Genomic DNA, 18,746 nt, shown 5'->3' with positions numbered 1-18,746 from the left:
GGTACTATATGAAAAACTTTAAATCTTTTATTTTATTTACCATTGTCGGCATCTTTGCCGGACTCCTTGTTGCTTGCGGAAATAGGCACGAAAAGGATATTATTGCATTAAAAAAATTATCCATGGAAAGAGCCGAAAAATCCATTAAGAAATTTTCAGATGAATATTTTATGAGCAGTGAACTGGAAAAAAACGGTTCTGTAATATTTGATGCTCACATTAAGGATTTTAAAAATACCATTCAGAACAGTAAAGCTGATAAAAATCCTTTGGATGCGGCAGGTATTGAGAATCTTATAAAAAATAACATCGGTTTGAATTTTACTTTTATTAATGATAAAAAAGAAAAAGCCCTTTTTTATTCTTACGGTATTAAAAGTCCGGCTCCCGGAATGTCCGATCTTCCTATTTTTATTATGAAATTCGGTGATAAAAATATTGAAGCTGCCAGCCCTTTTTTAAAGGAAACTACATTTTATATGCCGTCAAACGGTATAGGTAAATTTTTAGCCTTGGTTTCTCCTAAAAATTTCCTTTCATTTTTTAATATGGATTTTTCGTATAACGAAACAAAGAATATGATGACAATGCAGCTTGACAGACATTCTAAAAAAAGATATTTAAATGCCGAAAAAGCTCTTTATAAAAAAGCCGATATAAAAAAGACCGATTCGGGATATGAAATTACTTTTAACAATGAACAGCTAAAACAAGTGCCTTCTCTTCTTTGGTATGCCTTAAAAAACGATAACCGCTTAAAATTAATGTTGAGCATGTATGAAGATATTCTTACAAAAGAAGTGATGGATAAGTTTTCAGAAAATATTTCGCCTGAAAAAATGACTATCCCTGATGGCTTCCGCATTACCGAAGAAATAATCGTAAAAGACGGCTTAATTTCAAAAGATGAGGTTACGGTTTTTGTAGCAGATAAGCCTTGGCTTAAGTTAAGATACGAAATCGAAGACTATGATTATGTTTTAAATAATTTAATTGCAAGTATAGAACTTTTTAGTGATGTAGATTCTTCTTCCCATATTATCGCATTTACAAGCAGGGGGGAATCAAATGAAAATAAAGCCGATTTTATGATAAATATGTGGCTTACTGCTAATGATTCGATGAGTGAAGATTTAACACTCGGAGCTCTAAATTATTCCATACTGATAGATAAAACAAAGCAGTCCGATAATTTTAAGGCTTCAATGAATTTTGCTTTCCCCAAAATGGTGCCCGTATATTCGGATGAAGGTTATGACGATAATAAGATGGAAATAATGCAAATGTTTGTTTCGGGCAGCTTTAATAAGAAGAGTGCCGATACTGTGGAATTTGGTATTGACAAAATAAACTTAACCTCTTCTAAAGAAATGGGCGGAGGAAGTCTTGACGTTGAGCTTGACTCAAAAATGGTTATCACTAACAAGATTATAAAGACGATAGAAATGCCTAAAGAAAGGGTAAATGTGCTTGAAATTAGCTCCGAGGAGTGGACAAAAATCAAAGATGACTTTATGATGCAGCTGGAAAATCTTTCAGAGGAGTATGGAACATAAATCCTTTGAACCGGTTTTATCAAAACTATTGTAAAAAAGCCTCCCAAAAAGGAGGCTTTTTTCTTTTTATGTTACATCTTCAATTTGGGGTTTTCTATGACGCAGAGAATAAAGATAGCGCTTTATTTTTTGGCTTGCAGTTTTTTCGAACTCTTCTACAAGTTCAATTTTATCTATCTTTGAGAACTTGTTGACCTTTGAGTTGACAAAAAATCTTATCTCATTTAGCACCTCTTCTCGCTTATGCATTATCGCATTGGAAATCCCTGAAACGGCATCTCCTATGGCATCTTGTAAGCGGACATAAGCGACTAAGGATGTGTTTTCTCCTTCGACAACAAGGGCTTCGGATACAAGCGGATGCTGGTTTAGAACAAATTCTATATCTTCAGGATAGATGTTTTCTCCTGCAGCTCCGAGAATCATATTTTTTGATCTTCCCTTTAAGCTGACTTTTCCCTTATTATCTATGACGCATAGGTCGCCAGTTTTGAACCAGCCGTCTTCGGTAAAGGCTTCCTTTGTTAAGTCCGGGGCATTGTAATACCCTTGCATTACATTGGGGCCTTTTACCAAGAGCTCTCCTATTCCTGTTTGAGGGTCTTTATCCCCTATTTTTATTTCTACGCCCGGTATGGTGCCGCCTATTACCCCTGGAACGGTTTTGTACACTGCGGAATAAGCAATTAATGGAGAAGTTTCGGTAAGGCCGTAACCTATTGCATAAGGAAATTTTGCATCAATCATAAACTGCTCAACGACGGGGTCGGTTTTTGAGCCTCCTATACCGAAAAATTTAAGACGGCCTCCGAATGTCTTTTTTAGTTTTTTTCCGGCCTTACGGCATAATAATTTTCTTCCGAGTTTTGTTCCGTAAATTTTCTTTATAAGAGGACTTGCATTAAAGGCCGGCAGAATTTTTTGTTTATATATTTTTTCGATTACAATCGGAACCGTCAGCATAAAATGAGGTCTTATCTTTTGAAGAGCCGGCAGGAGGTTTCGAGGAATAGGCGGACCTTCAAGGTAGTAGATACAGGCTCCGTTCAGCATGAACATTAAAAAGCCTATTGTAAACTCATAAACATGGGACATTGGTAATATTGAAAGAGCTGCCTCATATTGGTTTATACGTTGACAGTGCTGGCCTGCAATGGCTGTAAAGATAAGATTTTTATGTGTAAGGACGACGCCCTTAGAACGGCCCGTTGTTCCCGATGTATAAATGATTGAAGCTGTATCTTCTTCCTTACATTCATGCACAGGCAGGGGACTATCCGTCTTTATTTCTCCCTTTTTTACTGCAAAGTCATGTATATTGATTATGACATCAAGGTCATCGGTATTGTTTAACTTTGCCAAAAGTTTTTCTCCGGCAAAGATAGCCCTTGCTCCTGAATGCTTTAAACACGATGAAGCTTCACTTTCATTAAAATCAGGTAAAAGAGGTACGGCGACGGCTCCAAGTGTTACTATCGCAAAATACGAAATGGCCCACTGCGGCGAGCTTGTGCTGAAAATTGCCACCTTATCGAGGGGTTTTATACCCAATGAATGTAATAAGGCTTTTATAGACTCAATCTTTTCGTTAAGTTCTTTGTAGTTTATGGGTTGTTCGTATACGTATGAAAGAGCCGGTCTATTTGAAAATTTTAAGACCGAATTCCTTAATAAAGCTGAAAATGTATATTTTCCGAGATCATTGATTGTCTGCATAAATACTCCATTAAATATCTATGACAACTTAATTATAATAAGGTTGCAATTTTTATTGATTTTTATACCATTCTGCTATTCTTTTATTAAGAGAAGGAATAGAATTGGGGTAGGCAGAGGCATTGCATGCGTCCTTCAAATAGGGCATTAGAATTTCTTTTTTTAGCATCGGCCAATTGCTCGGCAAGATATGAGGTGCATAAAAGCTTTGCGTTTGAGGCAGGTGTGCAAGTAAAAGAGGATAATACCTTGGCAATAATTTTTCGGTTACTTGATGCAGGGCCGAAAAGCCCCCGGCAAGGCCGAAGGAGTTTATCATCAAATCCATCTCATTGGCCCGATTTAAAAGCTGTTCTTGGGTTTTTACCTGAAAAAACCAAATAAAAAAAGCCTCGGCAGCTTTAGAGTTTTTTGCTTTGCTGCAAATCCCTCCGTACAGAATGTCGTCTTTTAAGGGGGTCTTTCCGCTGAAGGCCAGCCACCTAAAATCTATATTTTCCAATCGTTTTTGAGGTGTAGAAAAAAGCTCTTCACTGGAGACATAATAAAAAAGACATCTTCCGTTTTTGACTAAAACATAGGGCGAGTCATAAAGATACTTGAATTTAAAGTCATCTTCGGCAGCAGCTGATGTATTTACCTCGCTGCTCCAATCTCTTATATAATTTATTGCATTTTGAAGGGATTTATCGTTCCATGAAAAAAAATCTTTTTCTTCTTCAAAGGAGGCATTGAAGCCCTTGGTGTTCATGTATAAAAAGTCGTCCGACCATCGGGGCGAAAATCCCATTGCGGTATAAGTCCCTTTGGCTGCCTTATTAAACTTAATTGAAAAATCCCTTATCTCATCAGTAGAAATGGAAAAATCGCTCTTTGTTTTAAACTTATTTGCCGAAGAAAAAATAATCATCGGTAAGTTAAAACTTATAGGTAATAGATATTGATTACCGGAAATATTTCCTAGGTTTAAGAGTTCGGGATAAAAGTCGGTTTTGTTTATCTTTTTTTCCCCAAAGAGATTATTGATTTTTCTAAACTTTACTCTGGCGGATTTACCCTTAAGCCATGAACCTATAACTATGTCTGGCTGCACATCAGTATTTATGATGGCATCAACAGGGTTCCTTTTGTATTCTACAATAATCTTATACTCATTTTGAGAGTTATTAAAAACTTCACAGTATGAAACAAACTCCGCCCTGTCCGTCCAGATGACCGCTATCTTGTCTTCTTCGGTTTTTGTACATGAAGTAAAAAGCATTGCTGCAAGGATTAAAAATAAAATATATCTTTTCATAAATTTTCTCTTATTCTATTGTTACTGTTTTTAAAATAGCCCCCGTTTTCCGCTCATACCATGATAGAGTATCACCGAAGTTGAGGCTGATAAAATATTTTTTCAAGATAATCGCTTCCTTGGGAAATCCGTATGAGCGGGATAATCTTCTGGCCTGTTTTGAGGAGGTGTTGTAGTGAACAAGCGAGCTGTTTCCCAAGTTGGTTAAAATGTCGTTTCCCGAAATTTCCAAAAAAGCATCTACGCTTTCTTCCTTGTAGGAAAGAACCGGTTTAAAAGTGCTGTCTATCGGATTTTTACGGTTTAAGCTGATATGCAGCAGCTCCGTCTTAGTTGAAGGACTTGTTCCGATCAAAAAACATGCAAGACTGTTAGGGCGTGAAGCATTTTGTTCAAGAGCGAATGCTAAATTTCCCTCCATAGGGATTGGACTTGTTTCTTCCGTCAGGGTATTTATTATAAAGACCGGACTTTGAGATCGTCCTATGGCACTTTTGGCAATCAGCATTGTGTTGTCGTCTACTTGAACCGCATTTTGAATTCCCGGAGCATTATAAACGAATTCTTTTTTACCGTTATCAAAATTAACCAATGTAACTCCATTAAAAGATTCTACATATAAAAATAAATTCTTATAAACCGAAACGGATATAACGGTTTCTTTAGGTGTTGTAATTTTTTTTAGTTCCTTTGTATCAAGGGAATAGTGGGAGATGGATGTACCTTTTTTTATGTCCGACCAGAGCAAAAAGCCGTTATTATAAAATGTAAACTTATTTGTTTTAAGGTCTTCTATTATTGGAACGGGTTTTTCTTCCGGAGAATTTTGAACATAGATTTTTCCGTTTTTTAGGATGTACAAAACATTTCCGTCGCTTGTAATGTCATCTATTTTTGAGCCGGAGTAGGTGAGTGGTTTTTCAAGATTTACTGAAGAGTCTTCGTTTAGGCCTATCATGTAAATGGAACCGTCTTGGGTACCGATTATCATGTGATTTTTAATATGGCGGGCTGCCGTTATTTTGGAATTTCCCGGCACATAAAAGCCGTTTGAAGAAGCGTCTCCCTGTCTTATACACCATTCATTTTTTCTTCGAGTTCTTTCGATCCAAATAGGAACAGAATCTTGAATTTTAGAAGCAAAGAGGGCATATCGGGCTTGATGTTTAGAAATTGTTTCTCCCGTAACTGCATCTATTACATAGATATTATTGTCCTTATAGCCTATAATTCTTGTAAAGTTTTTTATAAGATTCGGATTTTCAAGTTTGTTCTCCGTTCTGAATTCTTTTAGCTTTTTTTTCTTTGCTATATCGGTGTAAACAAGACGGCCTGATTCTCCATAAGTTACAATGCTTCTTTCGCTTGATGCCGTAGCTGCTAAAAAAACTATTCCGGGGGCTTCCTGATAGATCTTTTGTACTATGCCTTTTGAATCCAATACAGTGATACCGTCGGTAGACCTGTTGCCTACAAAAAGGTAGGTTCCGTTGGCCGACCATGAAAGGGATACTACCGAATCGGATAGGCGTTTTGAAAATAAGGTTTTCTTTTTTGCCCAGTCCCAAAGAGAAACTTGATGAATGCTGAAGCCGTTTGTTTCATAAACTGCAACAAGCCTTCCTTGAGGATGTACGGCTATTTTTTGTATGGGCATACTTGAAAGCTGCCAAGTATCGGGTTCAAATTTCGGATAAGAATATCTGGTAACAAAGCCGTCTTTTCCTGCTGCAAAAAATATCGGTGATGTCCCCGAATTCATTATCTCGGTAACGCCTCCCGAAAATTTATGAATGACCTTTGCCGAACGGAGTTGGTCTTGTTCGGGGAGGTTTGCTTTTGCGGCCGAGTTACGTGAATAAAGAGCCTTATCGTTTGCAACTGCAAGGGTCATCGCTTGAGCAAATACAATGATATTTATTTTGGTTTCTTCAGGCTTTATCTGTGAGGGTTTAGCTTGTGGATTTGCACTTGGTGCCGGTTGAGTTTGCGGGGATGGGTTTGAGCTTGTTGCCGGCTTCGTTTGCTGGTTTGTGCTTGCATTTGCTTCTGGTTGGGTTTGTTGGCTTGCACTTGAGTTTGCGTTCGGTTGTGATTGAGAGGTAGAGTTTGAGCCTGATGTTCCGCCTCCTTGGCCGGTTCCTCCCGTTTGTTGTCCTTGATCTTCGGCAACCTCACTCCAAGGCAAATCCGTATTTTGAGCACCTAATGAAAAACATAAAATTAAAGCAAAAAATAAGCAAAGATATTTTTTGTACATAAACTATGAATCCCTTCCTTCGGTAAAAATATTTTGGTAGGAAAGATAGTTCCCCAAATAGACTGCCGTAAAAATTTCGGACTTCTTTTTGCTTTTTATATCTTGACAAATCGAGTCATATAATTTGACGGGAATTTTCATAACCGCTACTTGATCTTCTTTTAATCCGTAAACATAAAACTCGAAGCTGCCGTCATCGTTTACCGAGTGGAAAAAGATTTTTATCTTTTTGCCCTTTATGTCTTTTCCGCTGTCCAATATAAAGAATTTTAAAACTTCCATGGCATGAGGATCGAGGCCGGCCTCTACAACGGCAATACGCTCGGCCAATTCCGAATAGCCTATAACCGGGGTTTCATCGGCTTTTTCATATTCTATCTTTTCCGCCTTTTTTGTTTTTTCGTTTATCTCTTTTAATCCCGAACAGCTGGAAAGGCAGGCTATCCTATCGGCTTCAGGAACGAAGAGCAATATAAGCTTTTTGGAAGGCCATTCTATTCTTGTCTTTATTTCTGAACGGACCTTTCTTCCGCATTGAGGGCATTTAAATGTCAAATATGAACCGTCAGCTATTTTTTTTAATATTTCAGGTTCTTTGTCTAAATTTATTTTGGCATTATGTTCAATTTCAAAACTTTTATCGCAAGGACAATTTATTTTCATAGTAAAACTCCAATATTCCATTATTATAGCATATTTTAGAGAAAAATGTAAGAGCCGATGAAACGATTTACTGTATGATATAAATTATTAAGAAGCTTTGCCCAAAAATACCGCTTGCATATATCTTCAATTTATGGCATTATGTGAGCCTATGAAAATGTTTTATTGCGGTAAAAGAGCTTTAAGGCTTGCTTTTGTTTTGTTGATTATTATGCTCCCGCTTTATGCTCAAGATGCTTTTTTGGCAGGAAGTTCTGAGGGTTTGTTTAAAATAGATAATTTTAGGGTAAAAAAGATTTGGAGTGATGCGGCGGTTTTTAAAATATCTAAGGCCGGAAATCAATGGCTTTTTTTAACCGGCAAGGGGCTTGCTGCAAGCAAAAACTTAAAAGAATTCTACTACCTAAATGATAAACTTCCAAAAAAAATAATCAAAAATATAGATAAAAATGGAAACAAAACTTTTATAGAAAAAATTCCTCAACTTAAAGATTTGGAAGTTCACCCCTTTAATCCGAATATCTTTGTTACTGCAACTTCAAGCAATGTTTTTTTGACACGGGATTCAGGAAAAACTTGGGAGGACCTTGGAGCCAATCATTCGGTAAACGGAATAAAGGCTGTCAGTGTTTTGGATATGCCTAATTCAAGGGGAGAAAAAATTTTAACGGTTTTTGTTTCTCACTCTATCGCAGGCATGGCTTGGAAACAGCCCGATGTAAATTCAAAAATTTGGAACGATATAAGCGACGGTTTAAAAAAAGGCCCTGAAGGAATTGAAGAAATATCGGATATTGTTTTTAATCAAATCTCGAATAACTCTCAAGTTTACTGTGCTCAAACATTTTCAGGTTTGATGTATAAGCTTGATTGGAATAAAAAAGTATTTATATCCTTAAATGAAAAAGAAGCAAACAATAAAAAGCTCGTTTGTGTAGATAGTTTAAATATAATAGACAATACTGTTTTCGGAGTTATGGAAAACGATTTATTTGAAACCGATTTAATTATGCCTAATACCCAAACTTATACTTCTAAAAAATTATTAAAAAATTATGATAAGGTTAAAAAATACCTGAAGAATTCAAATTATCTTTGTGCCTTTGTTCCGAATAGTTTAACTTTGTTTAACGGTAATTTATCTTTATCCGAGCTATGGTTATTACACGACAAAAAAAATCAAAAGAATCCTTATTTAAAAATCTCCGACGGTAAAAAAGGGATTTATACTCCTACGCATCAGATGCGGGATGAAAAATCTTTTGAAAAACATCTTAAAACGATCAATGATAACAAGCTCAATGCCCTTGTTATCGATATGAAAGATGAATATGGCTTTGTCCGCTATGAAAGTAAAAATGAAGATATAAAAAAATATAACGGAATAAAATATACTCTCGATATCGAAAAACTTATAAAAAGAGCAAAGGCGGAAAAGATTTATCTTATTGCCCGAATTGTCGTGTTTAAAGATAAAAATTTATATAGATATAATAACGGGCAGTATGCCGTTCAGGATAAAGAAACCGGTAAACCTTGGCAGGGCTATAATCTTTATAACGGAGAAAAAGAAATTATACAGGAGCATTGGGTCGATCCTTATAACGAAAATGTTTGGAAATACAATGTAGATATAGCCGAAGAACTTTGTTCCCTAGGCTTTGACGAAATTCAATTCGATTATATACGTTTTCCTACCGACGGCTTAAACCTTGCAGATGTCCGATACCCTGCAAGGGAAAACGGCATGGACAAGGTCGGTGCGCTTATGTCTTTTTTAGCTTACTCACGCGAAAGAATCAAAGCCCCTATTTCTATAGATATTTATGGAGCAAACGGCTGGTACCGCACGGGTGCCCGCACGGGGCAGGAGGTAGAACTTCTTGCAGAATATGTGGACGTTATCTGCCCGATGTTTTATCCCAGTCATTTTTCTCAAAGTTTTTTAGCTTATCAACCTGCCGAAGAAAGACCCTATCGAATTTATCATCAAGGTTCTTATAGAAACAAATTGATGGCACGCAACAAGGTAATTGTACGGCCTTGGGCTCAAGCTTTTTTTATCCCCGTTTCTTATGATAAAAAATACTATGATGAAAATTACGTAAAACGCCAGATCTTAGGAATTAAGGATTCCATAGATGAGGGCTATATCTATTGGAATAATTCGGGTAGGTATTTGGATCTGCGTCCTGACGGGGAGGGCTTATAATGACGGAACTTACGGCAGCTTCAAAAGAACTTCATTTTATTCACCAATGGGGAATAGAAGTAATCAGGGCTGTACAAAATTTTTCAAGTCCTTTTCTTAACGAGGTAATGAAAATTTTTACGGAGGCTTCCACTTACGGATTTGTAGTTTTTATTATAGGTCTGTATCTTTGGTGTATAGATTATAAAAAGGGGCTTCATCTTGCCTATGCCGCTGCCTTTACATCGGGACTCAACGGAGGGATTAAGCGTATTTTTAAAATTCCCCGGCCCTTTGCTCATGCTCCTGAAATTATGCTTAAAAGCATAGGCGGTTTTTCAACACCTTCGGGCCATTCTTCGATAAGTGCTTTTATCTATCCGGCTGTTTTGTTTTATAAGCCCTTTAGAGGAAACCTCTCAAAAGATACCCAATCGGCAAAGCCTCAAAAAAGCGGCTCAGCTTCGGTTAAGATAAAAATAGCAGCTGCAATTGTTCTTCCTCTATTGGTAGGCTTTTCACGGGTTTATCTCGGTGTGCATTATCCGACCGATGTCTTATTAGGCTGGGGCCTTGGTGCGTTTATCTTTTTAAGTATGATGTTTTTTCTTCCCGCAATTGAAGCAAAGCTTTCCACATTAACATTAAATAGAACAGATGAGAGCGATGCCCAAAACATTAAATTCAAAAAAACTGCATCTATAAGGTTTACCCTTGCGGCTCTTTTTTCATTTATACTCATTTTAATTTCGAGAGAAAAGGTAAATGAAGCCGGCCTTATACTTGGACTGGCTTTTGGAAATATCCGTATCCTTGAAAATTCGAAGTATAGCTTTGATGCTTCTTCGGGAACTTGGGTTCAAAAATTTTTACGTTTTATAATCGGGTCTGCTCTTTCCTGTATTCCGATTATGATTTTTTATCTTTTAAAAATAGATTCAAGCTATGCACAATACAGGCTCTACCGCTTTTTGGAATTTTTTGCAGTAGGTCTTATTGCCTCAGGGCTTGCTCCGATAATATTTTGCCGCTTAAAAATTTCGGGAGAAGATAATGCAGATAGGTAAATATTCCCTAGACGATCCTATAGCTGCAATAGCTACGGCCCTAAGCCCTGCCGCTTTGGGTATTGTCCGCACTTCGGGGAAGGGGGCGATAGACCTTGCTTCCGCAATCTTTTCAAAACCTGAAAAACTAAAAGAAGCCCAAGGCAACACTATCCTGCACGGCTGGGTTTTAGATCCCGAATCCAAAAAAGAAGTCGATGAGGTTACGGCCTGCGTTTATCGGGAACCTAAAAGTTTTACGGGAGAAGATTCAGTCGAGTTTATCTGCCATGGCGGAACTGCCGTAGTTTTAAAAATTTACCGCCTTTTAATCGAAAGCGGTTTTAGAGCGGCCGAGGGCGGGGAGTTTACATTCCGTGCCTTTGCGAACGGAAAGGCCGATCTAACGCGGGCCGAAGCTGTAAACGAGATAATCAATTCAAAAACCGATATAAATATAGAGCTCGCAGCAGGCCGCCTGTCGGGAAATCTTTTTTCGGGCATAGAGGAAATAAAGCAGAACCTTACGGCTGTCATCGCTGCGGCCGATGTCGAAATAGAATATCCTGAAGATGAGGAAACAAGCCAAGGTGCATTTTCTCCCGATTTGATTTTACGGATTATCGAACCTCTAAAAGATTTAGCCGATTCATGGGCAGCTGAAAAAATCTTTATTCAAGGAGCTAAGGTTGTTCTTGCGGGTAAGACCAATGCAGGAAAGTCATCCCTCTTTAACGCCCTCCTAAAAGAAGACAGGGCCATAGTTTCGGATATTCACGGGACGACAAGGGACTGGCTTGAAGCTTCCCTAAACTTTAACGGCATCCCCGTAAGCCTTTACGATACGGCGGGTATACGCTATACTAAGGATTCGATAGAGGCTATCGGTGTCGAGCGGAGCTTGGAGATGAGCCGGAATGCCGACCTCATCCTCTACCTTTGCGACCCTAAAGATATCTTGTCCGCAGGTAGTTTAAACAAGGATGATTCCGAGTTTATAAAAAATGCAAAGGCTCCGGTAATTACAGTTATCACAAAAGAGGACTTACTCGATACCGAGTCAAAAGAAAAAATAAAAGAAATCTTAAAAGCCGAAAAAATTAAAGAGCCCATAATAATTTCATCAAAGGCTTCTAATGGGATTAAGGCTTTGTCTGAAAAGGCCTATTCTGTTCTTGCAAAAAATACAGGCAGTTCCGGCTTTTCAAAAACAGCTTCCCTCGGAAGTGAAAGACAGAGGGATGCCGTTCAAAAGGCCTTGGATGTGCTCAAAACAGCCTATCAAAATTCTCTTGAAGGCTTCCCCCTCGACCTCATCGTAGAAGACCTTGAAGAAGCCTTAAGCTTTTTGGGCGAAATTACCGGAGAAGTCCGCTCCGATGATATCCTTGACAAGGTTTTTTCAGGCTTTTGTGTCGGAAAGTAAAATACTTAATCTATAACTTGAGCCATCTCTGCAATCTGCTCCAAATGGGATTCTACATAGTGTCCGTGCGTTAAAACCACCAGCCTGTCGCCTGCCGAAATGGAAGTACTGCCGTCGGGAATAATTTCTTCTTCGCCCCTCGCAATGCTTACGATTAAACAGTCATCAGGCCATTGAATGTCCATAATTTTTTTTCCGTCCAAAAAGGATTCGGGGGAAACGCAAACTTCAAAAACCTGCTTGCCGTGATCTTCTGCTTTTTCTTTTTTATTTGAAAAATCTTCACTGTTTAAAATTTGTTTTAAAAGAACCTCGTCATTCGGCGGCGACTTTATTATGTTTGCCGTAATGTATGCAGCTGCTGTGGTCAGCACCAAGCCTCCCAAATGGAAAAGGTTTCCGCTTGTTTCTGCAAGAAGAACTATGGCTGTAACCGGAGCCTTTATTACGGTAGTAAAAAAAGCGGCCATCGCAAAGACCATCAGGTTTACGGCATATTGAGCTTCAATTAAATTAAAATAAACCAAGATGTTCGAAAATATAATTCCCGTCAAGGCTCCGCATGAAAGAAGAGGAACAAATATGCCGCCTATGGCTCCGGAGCCTGCCGAAAGACCTGTAAAAATTATCTTTGCCGCAAGAATCAGAACGAGCATGGAAAGCGGAAAGCTGTGTTCTGCAAGGGCTTCAATCAGATGGTCGCCTCCGCTTGCCGCAAGGGGCAAAAAAACACAGACGGGTACCGAAATAAGATACGGAATCAATGGCGAAAATTGGGGCGGAATTTTTAATTTTCTGTACATCTTTTGAGACGTATAAATCGATTTTTTAAAAAGATGTCCGATTATGGCTGCCGCAGCCCCCATCAAAATTAACCAGCCGAAATATTTTATAGGGAAAAGTTGAAGACCGTGAAAATCAAAAATAGCTCCCTGTTTAAAAAATAAGGAGGCTGTAAGGTCGCCTGCAAAGGCTCCGAGCATTACGCAGGTTAAAAGGAGGGGGCTCAGATATTGGTGCAGGTCTTCGATAGCAAAGACGATTCCTGCAAAGGGTGCTCCGAAAGTTGCGGCAAGCCCTGCTGCAGCTCCGCTCGTTACAAGGCAGACTCTTTCAATATGGGAAGTCTTGCCGATTTTTTCAAAGGCGCTTCCTATATACGCTCCGATTTGAACGGAGGGGCCTTCCCGTCCGACTGAAAGGCCTGCACTTATGTTTAAAACACCGCCTAAAAATTTCAATGGTAATTCAGGCCATGGACTCATATCGAGCTTTTTCATAAATTTACCCTTGATTTGTGAAACCCCGCTCCCCTTTATCATAGGATATTTTTTGATGATAAAGCCCATAAATAAGCCTAAAATAATTACCGTCAAAATTAAAACGCCAAGGCTTAAGATTGTACCAAAGGCCGGGTTTAACAGTCCGCTTACTGCCTTATCATAAACATCAATTCGCAAGCTTGAAAGAAAATCGATGGATTTTCTAAATGCCGTAACGGCAAGCCCTGTGAGGATTCCCACTATAAAACTTTCTCCGGCAATAATAAGATGATTGCCGTACCAATTTTCAAGAATTTTCTTTGTGTTTAAACCTGTGTTGCTCATCTTTGATATTATATAAATAAGCCTTTTGCCTGTCAATTAAAATGCACTCTAAATATTTTTTACCCTGCAAAAATAACTACAGCCAAAATAATTAAAACAACAATATTTATAAACACGATAAAGGGAATAACTTCGTTTAGCCTTTTTTTATTTTCTTTTATCAAGAGGATTGAAACTGCAATCATTGTAAAAATTACATAGACTGCTATTACAAGTTTTTCGGTTTGCTTGGACATTTGAAAAAACCGAAAAAAAAGGCCGACGGACAAGGAAAGGCCTGAAAGAAGATAGAGGCTAAGCCCTACATGCTTACCTATGGAAGATGCATTGTATTCTTCTTTTTCCTCCTTACTCATCATATTGTAACCTGCAATCAAAAAATAGAATTTAAACCTATGAATTAAAATACCGAAAACCGCAAGCAATCCTGCAATTATATAAAAAGCTGTCATTCTTTCCTCCAAAAAAGTTTTTACTTTTAAATTATAGCATGATAGGTTTTTGTTGTAAACTATAAGCCGGCATTAAAAAATCTTTGCGAAGTTGAGCGTAAGCTCAACGCTTTGCGCTCTATGCGGTTAAATAAAAAAAATCCTCAAAAGATTGAAATATACGGAAAAACATGTTATACTGTACTACAAATGGAAGAAAAATGTACCGATAGCAGTTACAATCATCCTCACAAAAAAAATGCAAAAAGTTTTGCAAAAGCACTGTGCAAAGCACTTGACATAAAACCGCATATCTGCACAAAATTCACAGCTTCACAGCTTCACAGCTTCACAGCTTCACAGCTTCACAGCTGAGGGCTTCCTGTGTCCAAATAAAACAATCAAACACAGCCAAATTTTCTCACACCAAAACGCTTCAGGTAAAATGTGCCCGAAGCATTTTTTATATACAAAACCATGAAGAACCCTGCCCAAAGTCTGCAATGCAGGCTTTGAGCAGGCCCCTAAAGCGAGGATATGATGAAAAAACTTTTAAAGATTTTAACAACAATTGCGGCAGTGCTGACAACTGCCATATTATTTACGACTTGTAAACAATTTCGGGATGACCCTGAAGATTTTTTAAGCTATTGGGCTGCGGAAGTTGTCCCTAGAGGCTTTGACATTGATAAGCCGACTCAAAAAATTGGAGGCATAGAGTATATTCCGTCATACTGTGATGGAGCGTTCTCGGATGTAACAGTTACGATTAAACTGCACAATCCTAAAAAATTCAGCCTAGTTATGCCGTCTCCTACATCTTCGCCATCAGATGTGCAAAAAATTATCCGGTTTCCGGGGCTTTCGCTGCAGCCGGCATACGGCACGGACTACACTTTAGAGCAAACACCTGACAAAGCGGCATTGAAGCTCACGTACAAGCCAGACTTTTTGAAAGCACAGGAGTGGAGTAACGGCGGCATAGGCCCCGAAATTACCTTTATTTCTACAGACGGCAGAAAATTCGGTAAGAAGTTCAGTCTGAACCTAAAGGCGGACACAGCCCCTCCGAAGCCGTCCGTCACTCTTGCGCAGACAAGGGATTCGAAGCATTACGTTTTATGTCTGAAAGTCCCCGATATGGACAAAACGGTTACAGGCGATAAACTCCACAAAGACATGACTCACATCGAAATCAACGGGACGAAATATGAGCTGAAAATAAACGGCGGAGGCACCGATTTTATAAAACCTGCGGATTCAGCTTTTATTGAGGCTTCTAAAGTGGAAAAACTTCCCATACCAGATGCGGATAATCTGCCTACAGGTGCATGGGTTTTGTATTACCAAACCGATGTTAAAGCCGAATACGGAGCTGAAAAAGATTATACGATTACACTTATAGATGAACAAGGTTTGGTTTCAGAAGAATTGAAGCCAACCGCAAAGGCGGAATTTCCCGCTTTCTATGTCCGCGGAACAAACGGTGATTGGTATACCGATAACGTACCGGATGCAGCTGAGGGCAATGACACTACCGGAGACGGGTCAAAGGAAAAGCCGTATGCAACCGTTGCAACAGCGCTGGCACAATGTACCCAAAACGGCGTGCCCTACATCATTCTTACAGACGGAATGATTGAGGAAAAGAATACCCTTAATATTGAAAGCGGTAAAATGATTACAATAGCAGCTTTACGCAAGGACTATAATCCTCCGGTACCTGCGATAATACACGATAACCGCCCCAATCCTAGCGGCTCTCCTCCTCCTCCACGCTATCTTGTTACAACGGCGGGAACACTAATCCTCGACTCCGTTATCTTAAAAGCTAATATAACGGATACCCATGGAGGTGGAGCTAACAGTTTTGTTTACGGTATACAACAAACAAGTGGAACGGTAACCGTTACGGGCAAGACGGAAATTAGAAACTTTGCCCATGCCGTAGAGATTAAGGGCGGTACTTTTACTATGGAAGAAGGTTCAATCTGCAATAATTATGTGGACGGCGGAAAGTCCGGTGTAGCGATAGAAGGCGGCGGCACATTTATCTTAAAGGGAGGCTCTATCAAAGATAATAAGGCTACTAACAGGGCAGGTGTGTCTGTAGAAGGCACCGGCACAACCAACAAAGGGCAGTTTACAATGATAGGCGGTGAAATATCAGGCAATAAAGCATCGTGCCTTGGAGGCGGTATTTATGTCGGCGAAGACGGAAAAGCATACATTTCAGCCGGAACAATAAAAGCCAATCATGCGGCAGAAACACCGTATTATCAATTTGGTAGCACCGTTGATGTCGGCGGCGGCGGTATCTGTATAGAGAAAGGTACCGTTAATTTTACGGGCGGCACAATAGAAGAAAACTATATTGACGGAGCGGAAAACAACTGCGGTGCCGGGGTCTTTATCGGTGAACAGGGAATTTTTAAAATGACAGGCGGCACCATTACGGGCTGCAAAACCGACCCTAATATCAGTTCACCCAAACCGAGCAAAGGCGGCGGCGTGTTCGTGAAACACGGAACCTTTACCATGTCCGGCGGAACCGTCAGCGGCAACTCGGCAGACAAAGGCGGCGGCATTTACGGTGAACAATCCGGCTACGATCTAGGAGTAATTAAAATTTCAGGCGGCGAAGTTTCCGGCAACACGGCGACCTCAATTTATACCGCAGGCGGCGGTATATACTCGAAGTATCAGCTGACCGTATCGGGTTCTGCACAAATAAAGGACAACAACGCTCCAAACGGTGAAGGCGGCGGTATTGCCATTCCGCACGGCGGAAGATTTTACTTTACCGGAGGAACCGTCAGCGGCAACACGGCAAAACAAGGCAGCGGTATCTATATAAGTACCACTGCCGCCGGTACCGTTCCTATAGAGATGTCGGGCAGCGCAACAGTTACTGAAGACAACGACGTGTTCTTGGATAATGGTAGTGGGGATTACACGTATATCATCGTAACGGGTGCGCTTGAGAACGAACATGCGGCAAGGCTTACGATGAAGGATGCTCCGGGCTATACTCCCGGATACGCTACAGGCAGAGTTGTTGTACAGGGTACAAGCGGTTATGCGCTTAAAAATGAGGACAAAAAAAAGTTCCCCATAACGCCGCAGCAGACATCGTCGGGCCTAAAGAATTGGGAGACGGTACTAGATGGTAATGAGCTCAAGCTGAAGGAGTAAACGCCGTAAAACAGGGGCGCATAGGTCCGCACAGTACGGGCGCATAGCCCCATAAAGTATGGGTGCGTAGGCCCCGACAGCAGGGAGGCATAGCTCCCGACAGTATGGAGGGATAGCTCCATATGGAGGGATAGCTCCATAGAGTACGGATGCATAATGGTAGCCGGTCTACCACGGTAATGGTGGACAGTCCACCAGCATAATGGTAGCCGGTCTACCACAGTAATGGTATTGATCAGGGGAGAAAAAACCCTTTGACAGCACGGGAAGGAGAGAGCTGTGAAGTTTATTTCTTAGTTTTATAAAAAAAATTCCTTTGCGAAGTTGAGCGTAAGCTCAACGCTTTGCGCTCCTAGCGTCCCTTGCGGTTAAATTAAAAAACCGCTCTTTTAAAATTGAGGAAGTTGTGGTATAATTAAGGCAAGAGAGGGCATAAGTTATGAGTACTTCAAACAGAAAATACAAAGACTCTGTCTTCGTCGATCTTTTCAGTGAAGATGAAAAAGCAAAAGAGAATTTCTTATCGCTCTATAATGCTTTGCACGGCACCAAACTTACGGCTATAGAGCATTTGAAAAATATCCGCCTCGATCAAGTTTTGTACATGACATTCTATAACGACGTTTCTTATCTTGTAGATAACAAAATAATAGTTCTTGCAGAACACCAATCGACGATAAATCCTAATATGCCTCTCCGCTGTCTTGAGTATGTCAGCCGCTTGTATGAAACCCTCTTTGAATCAAAAGAAAAGTACAGCCGCAAACTCTTAAATATACCGACTCCTGAATTCTACGTATTTTACAACGGAGAGGAAGCCTATCCTTCCGATAAGACTCTGAAACTTTCGGAGGCCTTTATAGAAAGAGGAACGGAAACTAATCTTGAGTTGACCGTTAAAGTAATAAACATAAACCGGCAAAACCGTCATCCGGTATTGGAAAATTGCCGGACAATGCAGGAATACAGTATATTTGTGGAAACGGTGCGCAAGTGGAAAGAGATAGATAGTCAAAACGGTTTTGAAAAAGCCGTTGAAGAATGTATAGAAAATAATATTTTGCGTGAATATCTAAAACGCAAGACTAAGGAGGTATTGAATATGTTACTGGCAGAATATGATTATGAAACAGATATTGCAGTACAGCGAGCCGAAGAACATGAAATCGCCTTTGCCGAAGGAATTGAACAGGGGATTGAGCAAGGCTTTGCCGACGGTTCATATCAAACAAAACTTGAAACGGCAAAGGTACTAAAACAACTTGGTGATTCCGTAAAAAAGATAATGCAAGCGACAGGCCTCAGCCAAGAAGAAGTGGAAGCGATTAATTAATTGGTAATGGATAATGGGTAATGGG

General features: G+C 39.7%; 13 protein-coding genes. 7 read left to right on the top strand and 6 right to left on the bottom strand.

Features of this window, described 5'->3' with window-relative positions:
- Positions 1–8: 8 nt before the first annotated feature.
- Positions 9–1,556 carry a hypothetical protein gene (locus E4N80_RS07455; RefSeq protein ID WP_253698545.1) on the top strand — a complete coding sequence of 516 codons (1,548 nt, stop codon included), beginning with the start codon at positions 9–11 and terminating at the stop codon, positions 1,554–1,556.
- A gap of 66 nt (positions 1,557–1,622) precedes the next feature.
- Here E4N80_RS07455 and E4N80_RS07450 read toward each other — a convergent pair whose 3' ends face one another.
- From E4N80_RS07450 to E4N80_RS07435, 4 genes are read right to left on the bottom strand one after another with little or no spacing between them, the layout of a single operon-like run.
- Positions 1,623–3,272: an AMP-binding protein gene (locus tag E4N80_RS07450; protein ID WP_253698544.1), complete on the bottom strand. Its 1,650-nt coding sequence runs from the start codon at positions 3,270–3,272 to the stop codon at positions 1,623–1,625.
- A gap of 52 nt (positions 3,273–3,324) precedes the next feature.
- Positions 3,325–4,569 carry an extracellular solute-binding protein gene (locus E4N80_RS07445; protein ID WP_253698543.1) on the bottom strand — a complete coding sequence of 415 codons (1,245 nt, stop codon included), beginning with the start codon at positions 4,567–4,569 and terminating at the stop codon, positions 3,325–3,327.
- Between the two features lie 10 nt (positions 4,570–4,579).
- Positions 4,580–6,829 carry a hypothetical protein gene (locus E4N80_RS07440; RefSeq protein ID WP_253698542.1) on the bottom strand — a complete coding sequence of 750 codons (2,250 nt, stop codon included), beginning with the start codon at positions 6,827–6,829 and terminating at the stop codon, positions 4,580–4,582.
- A gap of 3 nt (positions 6,830–6,832) precedes the next feature.
- Positions 6,833–7,492 carry a CpXC domain-containing protein gene (locus tag E4N80_RS07435; protein ID WP_253698540.1) on the bottom strand — a complete coding sequence of 220 codons (660 nt, stop codon included), beginning with the start codon at positions 7,490–7,492 and terminating at the stop codon, positions 6,833–6,835.
- A 133-nt stretch (positions 7,493–7,625) separates the two neighbouring features.
- On the opposite strand from E4N80_RS07435, the gene E4N80_RS07430 reads away from it, so the two are divergent.
- The 3 genes from E4N80_RS07430 to mnmE are packed head-to-tail and all read left to right on the top strand — an operon-like array spanning position 7,626 to position 12,155.
- Positions 7,626–9,704, top strand: coding sequence for a putative glycoside hydrolase (locus tag E4N80_RS07430; RefSeq protein ID WP_253698539.1), 2,079 nt, complete (start codon positions 7,626–7,628; stop codon positions 9,702–9,704).
- The gene (locus E4N80_RS07425) at positions 9,704–10,750 is read left to right on the top strand and encodes a phosphatase PAP2 family protein (protein WP_253698537.1); all 1,047 of its coding nucleotides are present in this window, start codon (positions 9,704–9,706) and stop codon (positions 10,748–10,750) included. Before E4N80_RS07430 ends, E4N80_RS07425 begins: the two co-directional genes overlap by 1 nt.
- Positions 10,737–12,155: a tRNA uridine-5-carboxymethylaminomethyl(34) synthesis GTPase MnmE gene (gene mnmE, locus E4N80_RS07420; RefSeq protein ID WP_253698535.1), complete on the top strand. Its 1,419-nt coding sequence runs from the start codon at positions 10,737–10,739 to the stop codon at positions 12,153–12,155. The genes E4N80_RS07425 and mnmE overlap by 14 nt, the downstream gene beginning before the upstream one ends.
- Before the next feature lie 5 nt (positions 12,156–12,160).
- Here the strand turns inward: mnmE and E4N80_RS07415 are convergent, their stop codons facing one another.
- Positions 12,161–13,798, bottom strand: a complete 1,638-nt coding sequence (locus E4N80_RS07415; RefSeq protein WP_253698533.1) for a ClC family H(+)/Cl(-) exchange transporter — start codon at positions 13,796–13,798, stop codon at positions 12,161–12,163.
- 23 nt (positions 13,799–13,821) lie between these two features.
- Positions 13,822–14,214: a DUF3784 domain-containing protein gene (locus E4N80_RS07410; RefSeq protein ID WP_253698532.1), complete on the bottom strand. Its 393-nt coding sequence runs from the start codon at positions 14,212–14,214 to the stop codon at positions 13,822–13,824.
- A 189-nt stretch (positions 14,215–14,403) separates the two neighbouring features.
- Here E4N80_RS07410 and E4N80_RS07405 point away from each other — a divergent pair, with 189 nt between their 5' ends.
- From E4N80_RS07405 to E4N80_RS07395, 3 genes are all read left to right on the top strand, one after another.
- A complete protein-coding gene (locus E4N80_RS07405) occupies positions 14,404–14,568 on the top strand; it encodes a hypothetical protein (RefSeq protein ID WP_253698530.1) in 165 nt (54 codons plus the stop codon).
- A gap of 165 nt (positions 14,569–14,733) precedes the next feature.
- Positions 14,734–17,388: a right-handed parallel beta-helix repeat-containing protein gene (locus E4N80_RS07400; protein WP_253698528.1), complete on the top strand. Its 2,655-nt coding sequence runs from the start codon at positions 14,734–14,736 to the stop codon at positions 17,386–17,388.
- 439 nt (positions 17,389–17,827) lie between these two features.
- A complete protein-coding gene (locus E4N80_RS07395) occupies positions 17,828–18,721 on the top strand; it encodes an Rpn family recombination-promoting nuclease/putative transposase (protein WP_002694511.1) in 894 nt (297 codons plus the stop codon).
- Positions 18,722–18,746: the final 25 nt, after the last annotated feature.

The sequence above is a fragment of the Treponema denticola genome (assembly GCF_024181605.1).
GTDB lineage: Bacteria > Spirochaetota > Spirochaetia > Treponematales > Treponemataceae > Treponema_B > Treponema_B denticola_B.
The sequence above is the reverse complement of the archived record's forward strand: the minus strand, read 5'-3'. Positions and strand labels throughout refer to the sequence as shown.

What these genes read in the sequence shown, in the direction of transcription:
- E4N80_RS07455 (WP_253698545.1), top strand. Translation starts at nt 9, where the DNA reads ATGAAAAACTTTAAATCTTTTATTTTATTTACCATTGTCGGCATCTTT.
- E4N80_RS07450 (WP_253698544.1), bottom strand. Translation starts at nt 3,272, where the DNA reads ATGCAGACAATCAATGATCTCGGAAAATATACATTTTCAGCTTTATTA.
- E4N80_RS07445 (WP_253698543.1), bottom strand. Translation starts at nt 4,569, where the DNA reads ATGAAAAGATATATTTTATTTTTAATCCTTGCAGCAATGCTTTTTACT.
- E4N80_RS07440 (WP_253698542.1), bottom strand. Translation starts at nt 6,829, where the DNA reads ATGTACAAAAAATATCTTTGCTTATTTTTTGCTTTAATTTTATGTTTT.
- E4N80_RS07435 (WP_253698540.1), bottom strand. Translation starts at nt 7,492, where the DNA reads ATGAAAATAAATTGTCCTTGCGATAAAAGTTTTGAAATTGAACATAAT.
- E4N80_RS07430 (WP_253698539.1), top strand. Translation starts at nt 7,626, where the DNA reads ATGGCATTATGTGAGCCTATGAAAATGTTTTATTGCGGTAAAAGAGCT.
- E4N80_RS07425 (WP_253698537.1), top strand. Translation starts at nt 9,704, where the DNA reads ATGACGGAACTTACGGCAGCTTCAAAAGAACTTCATTTTATTCACCAA.
- mnmE (WP_253698535.1), top strand. Translation starts at nt 10,737, where the DNA reads ATGCAGATAGGTAAATATTCCCTAGACGATCCTATAGCTGCAATAGCT.
- E4N80_RS07410 (WP_253698532.1), bottom strand. Translation starts at nt 14,214, where the DNA reads ATGACAGCTTTTTATATAATTGCAGGATTGCTTGCGGTTTTCGGTATT.
- E4N80_RS07405 (WP_253698530.1), top strand. Translation starts at nt 14,404, where the DNA reads ATGGAAGAAAAATGTACCGATAGCAGTTACAATCATCCTCACAAAAAA.
- E4N80_RS07400 (WP_253698528.1), top strand. Translation starts at nt 14,734, where the DNA reads ATGAAAAAACTTTTAAAGATTTTAACAACAATTGCGGCAGTGCTGACA.
- E4N80_RS07395 (WP_002694511.1), top strand. Translation starts at nt 17,828, where the DNA reads ATGAGTACTTCAAACAGAAAATACAAAGACTCTGTCTTCGTCGATCTT.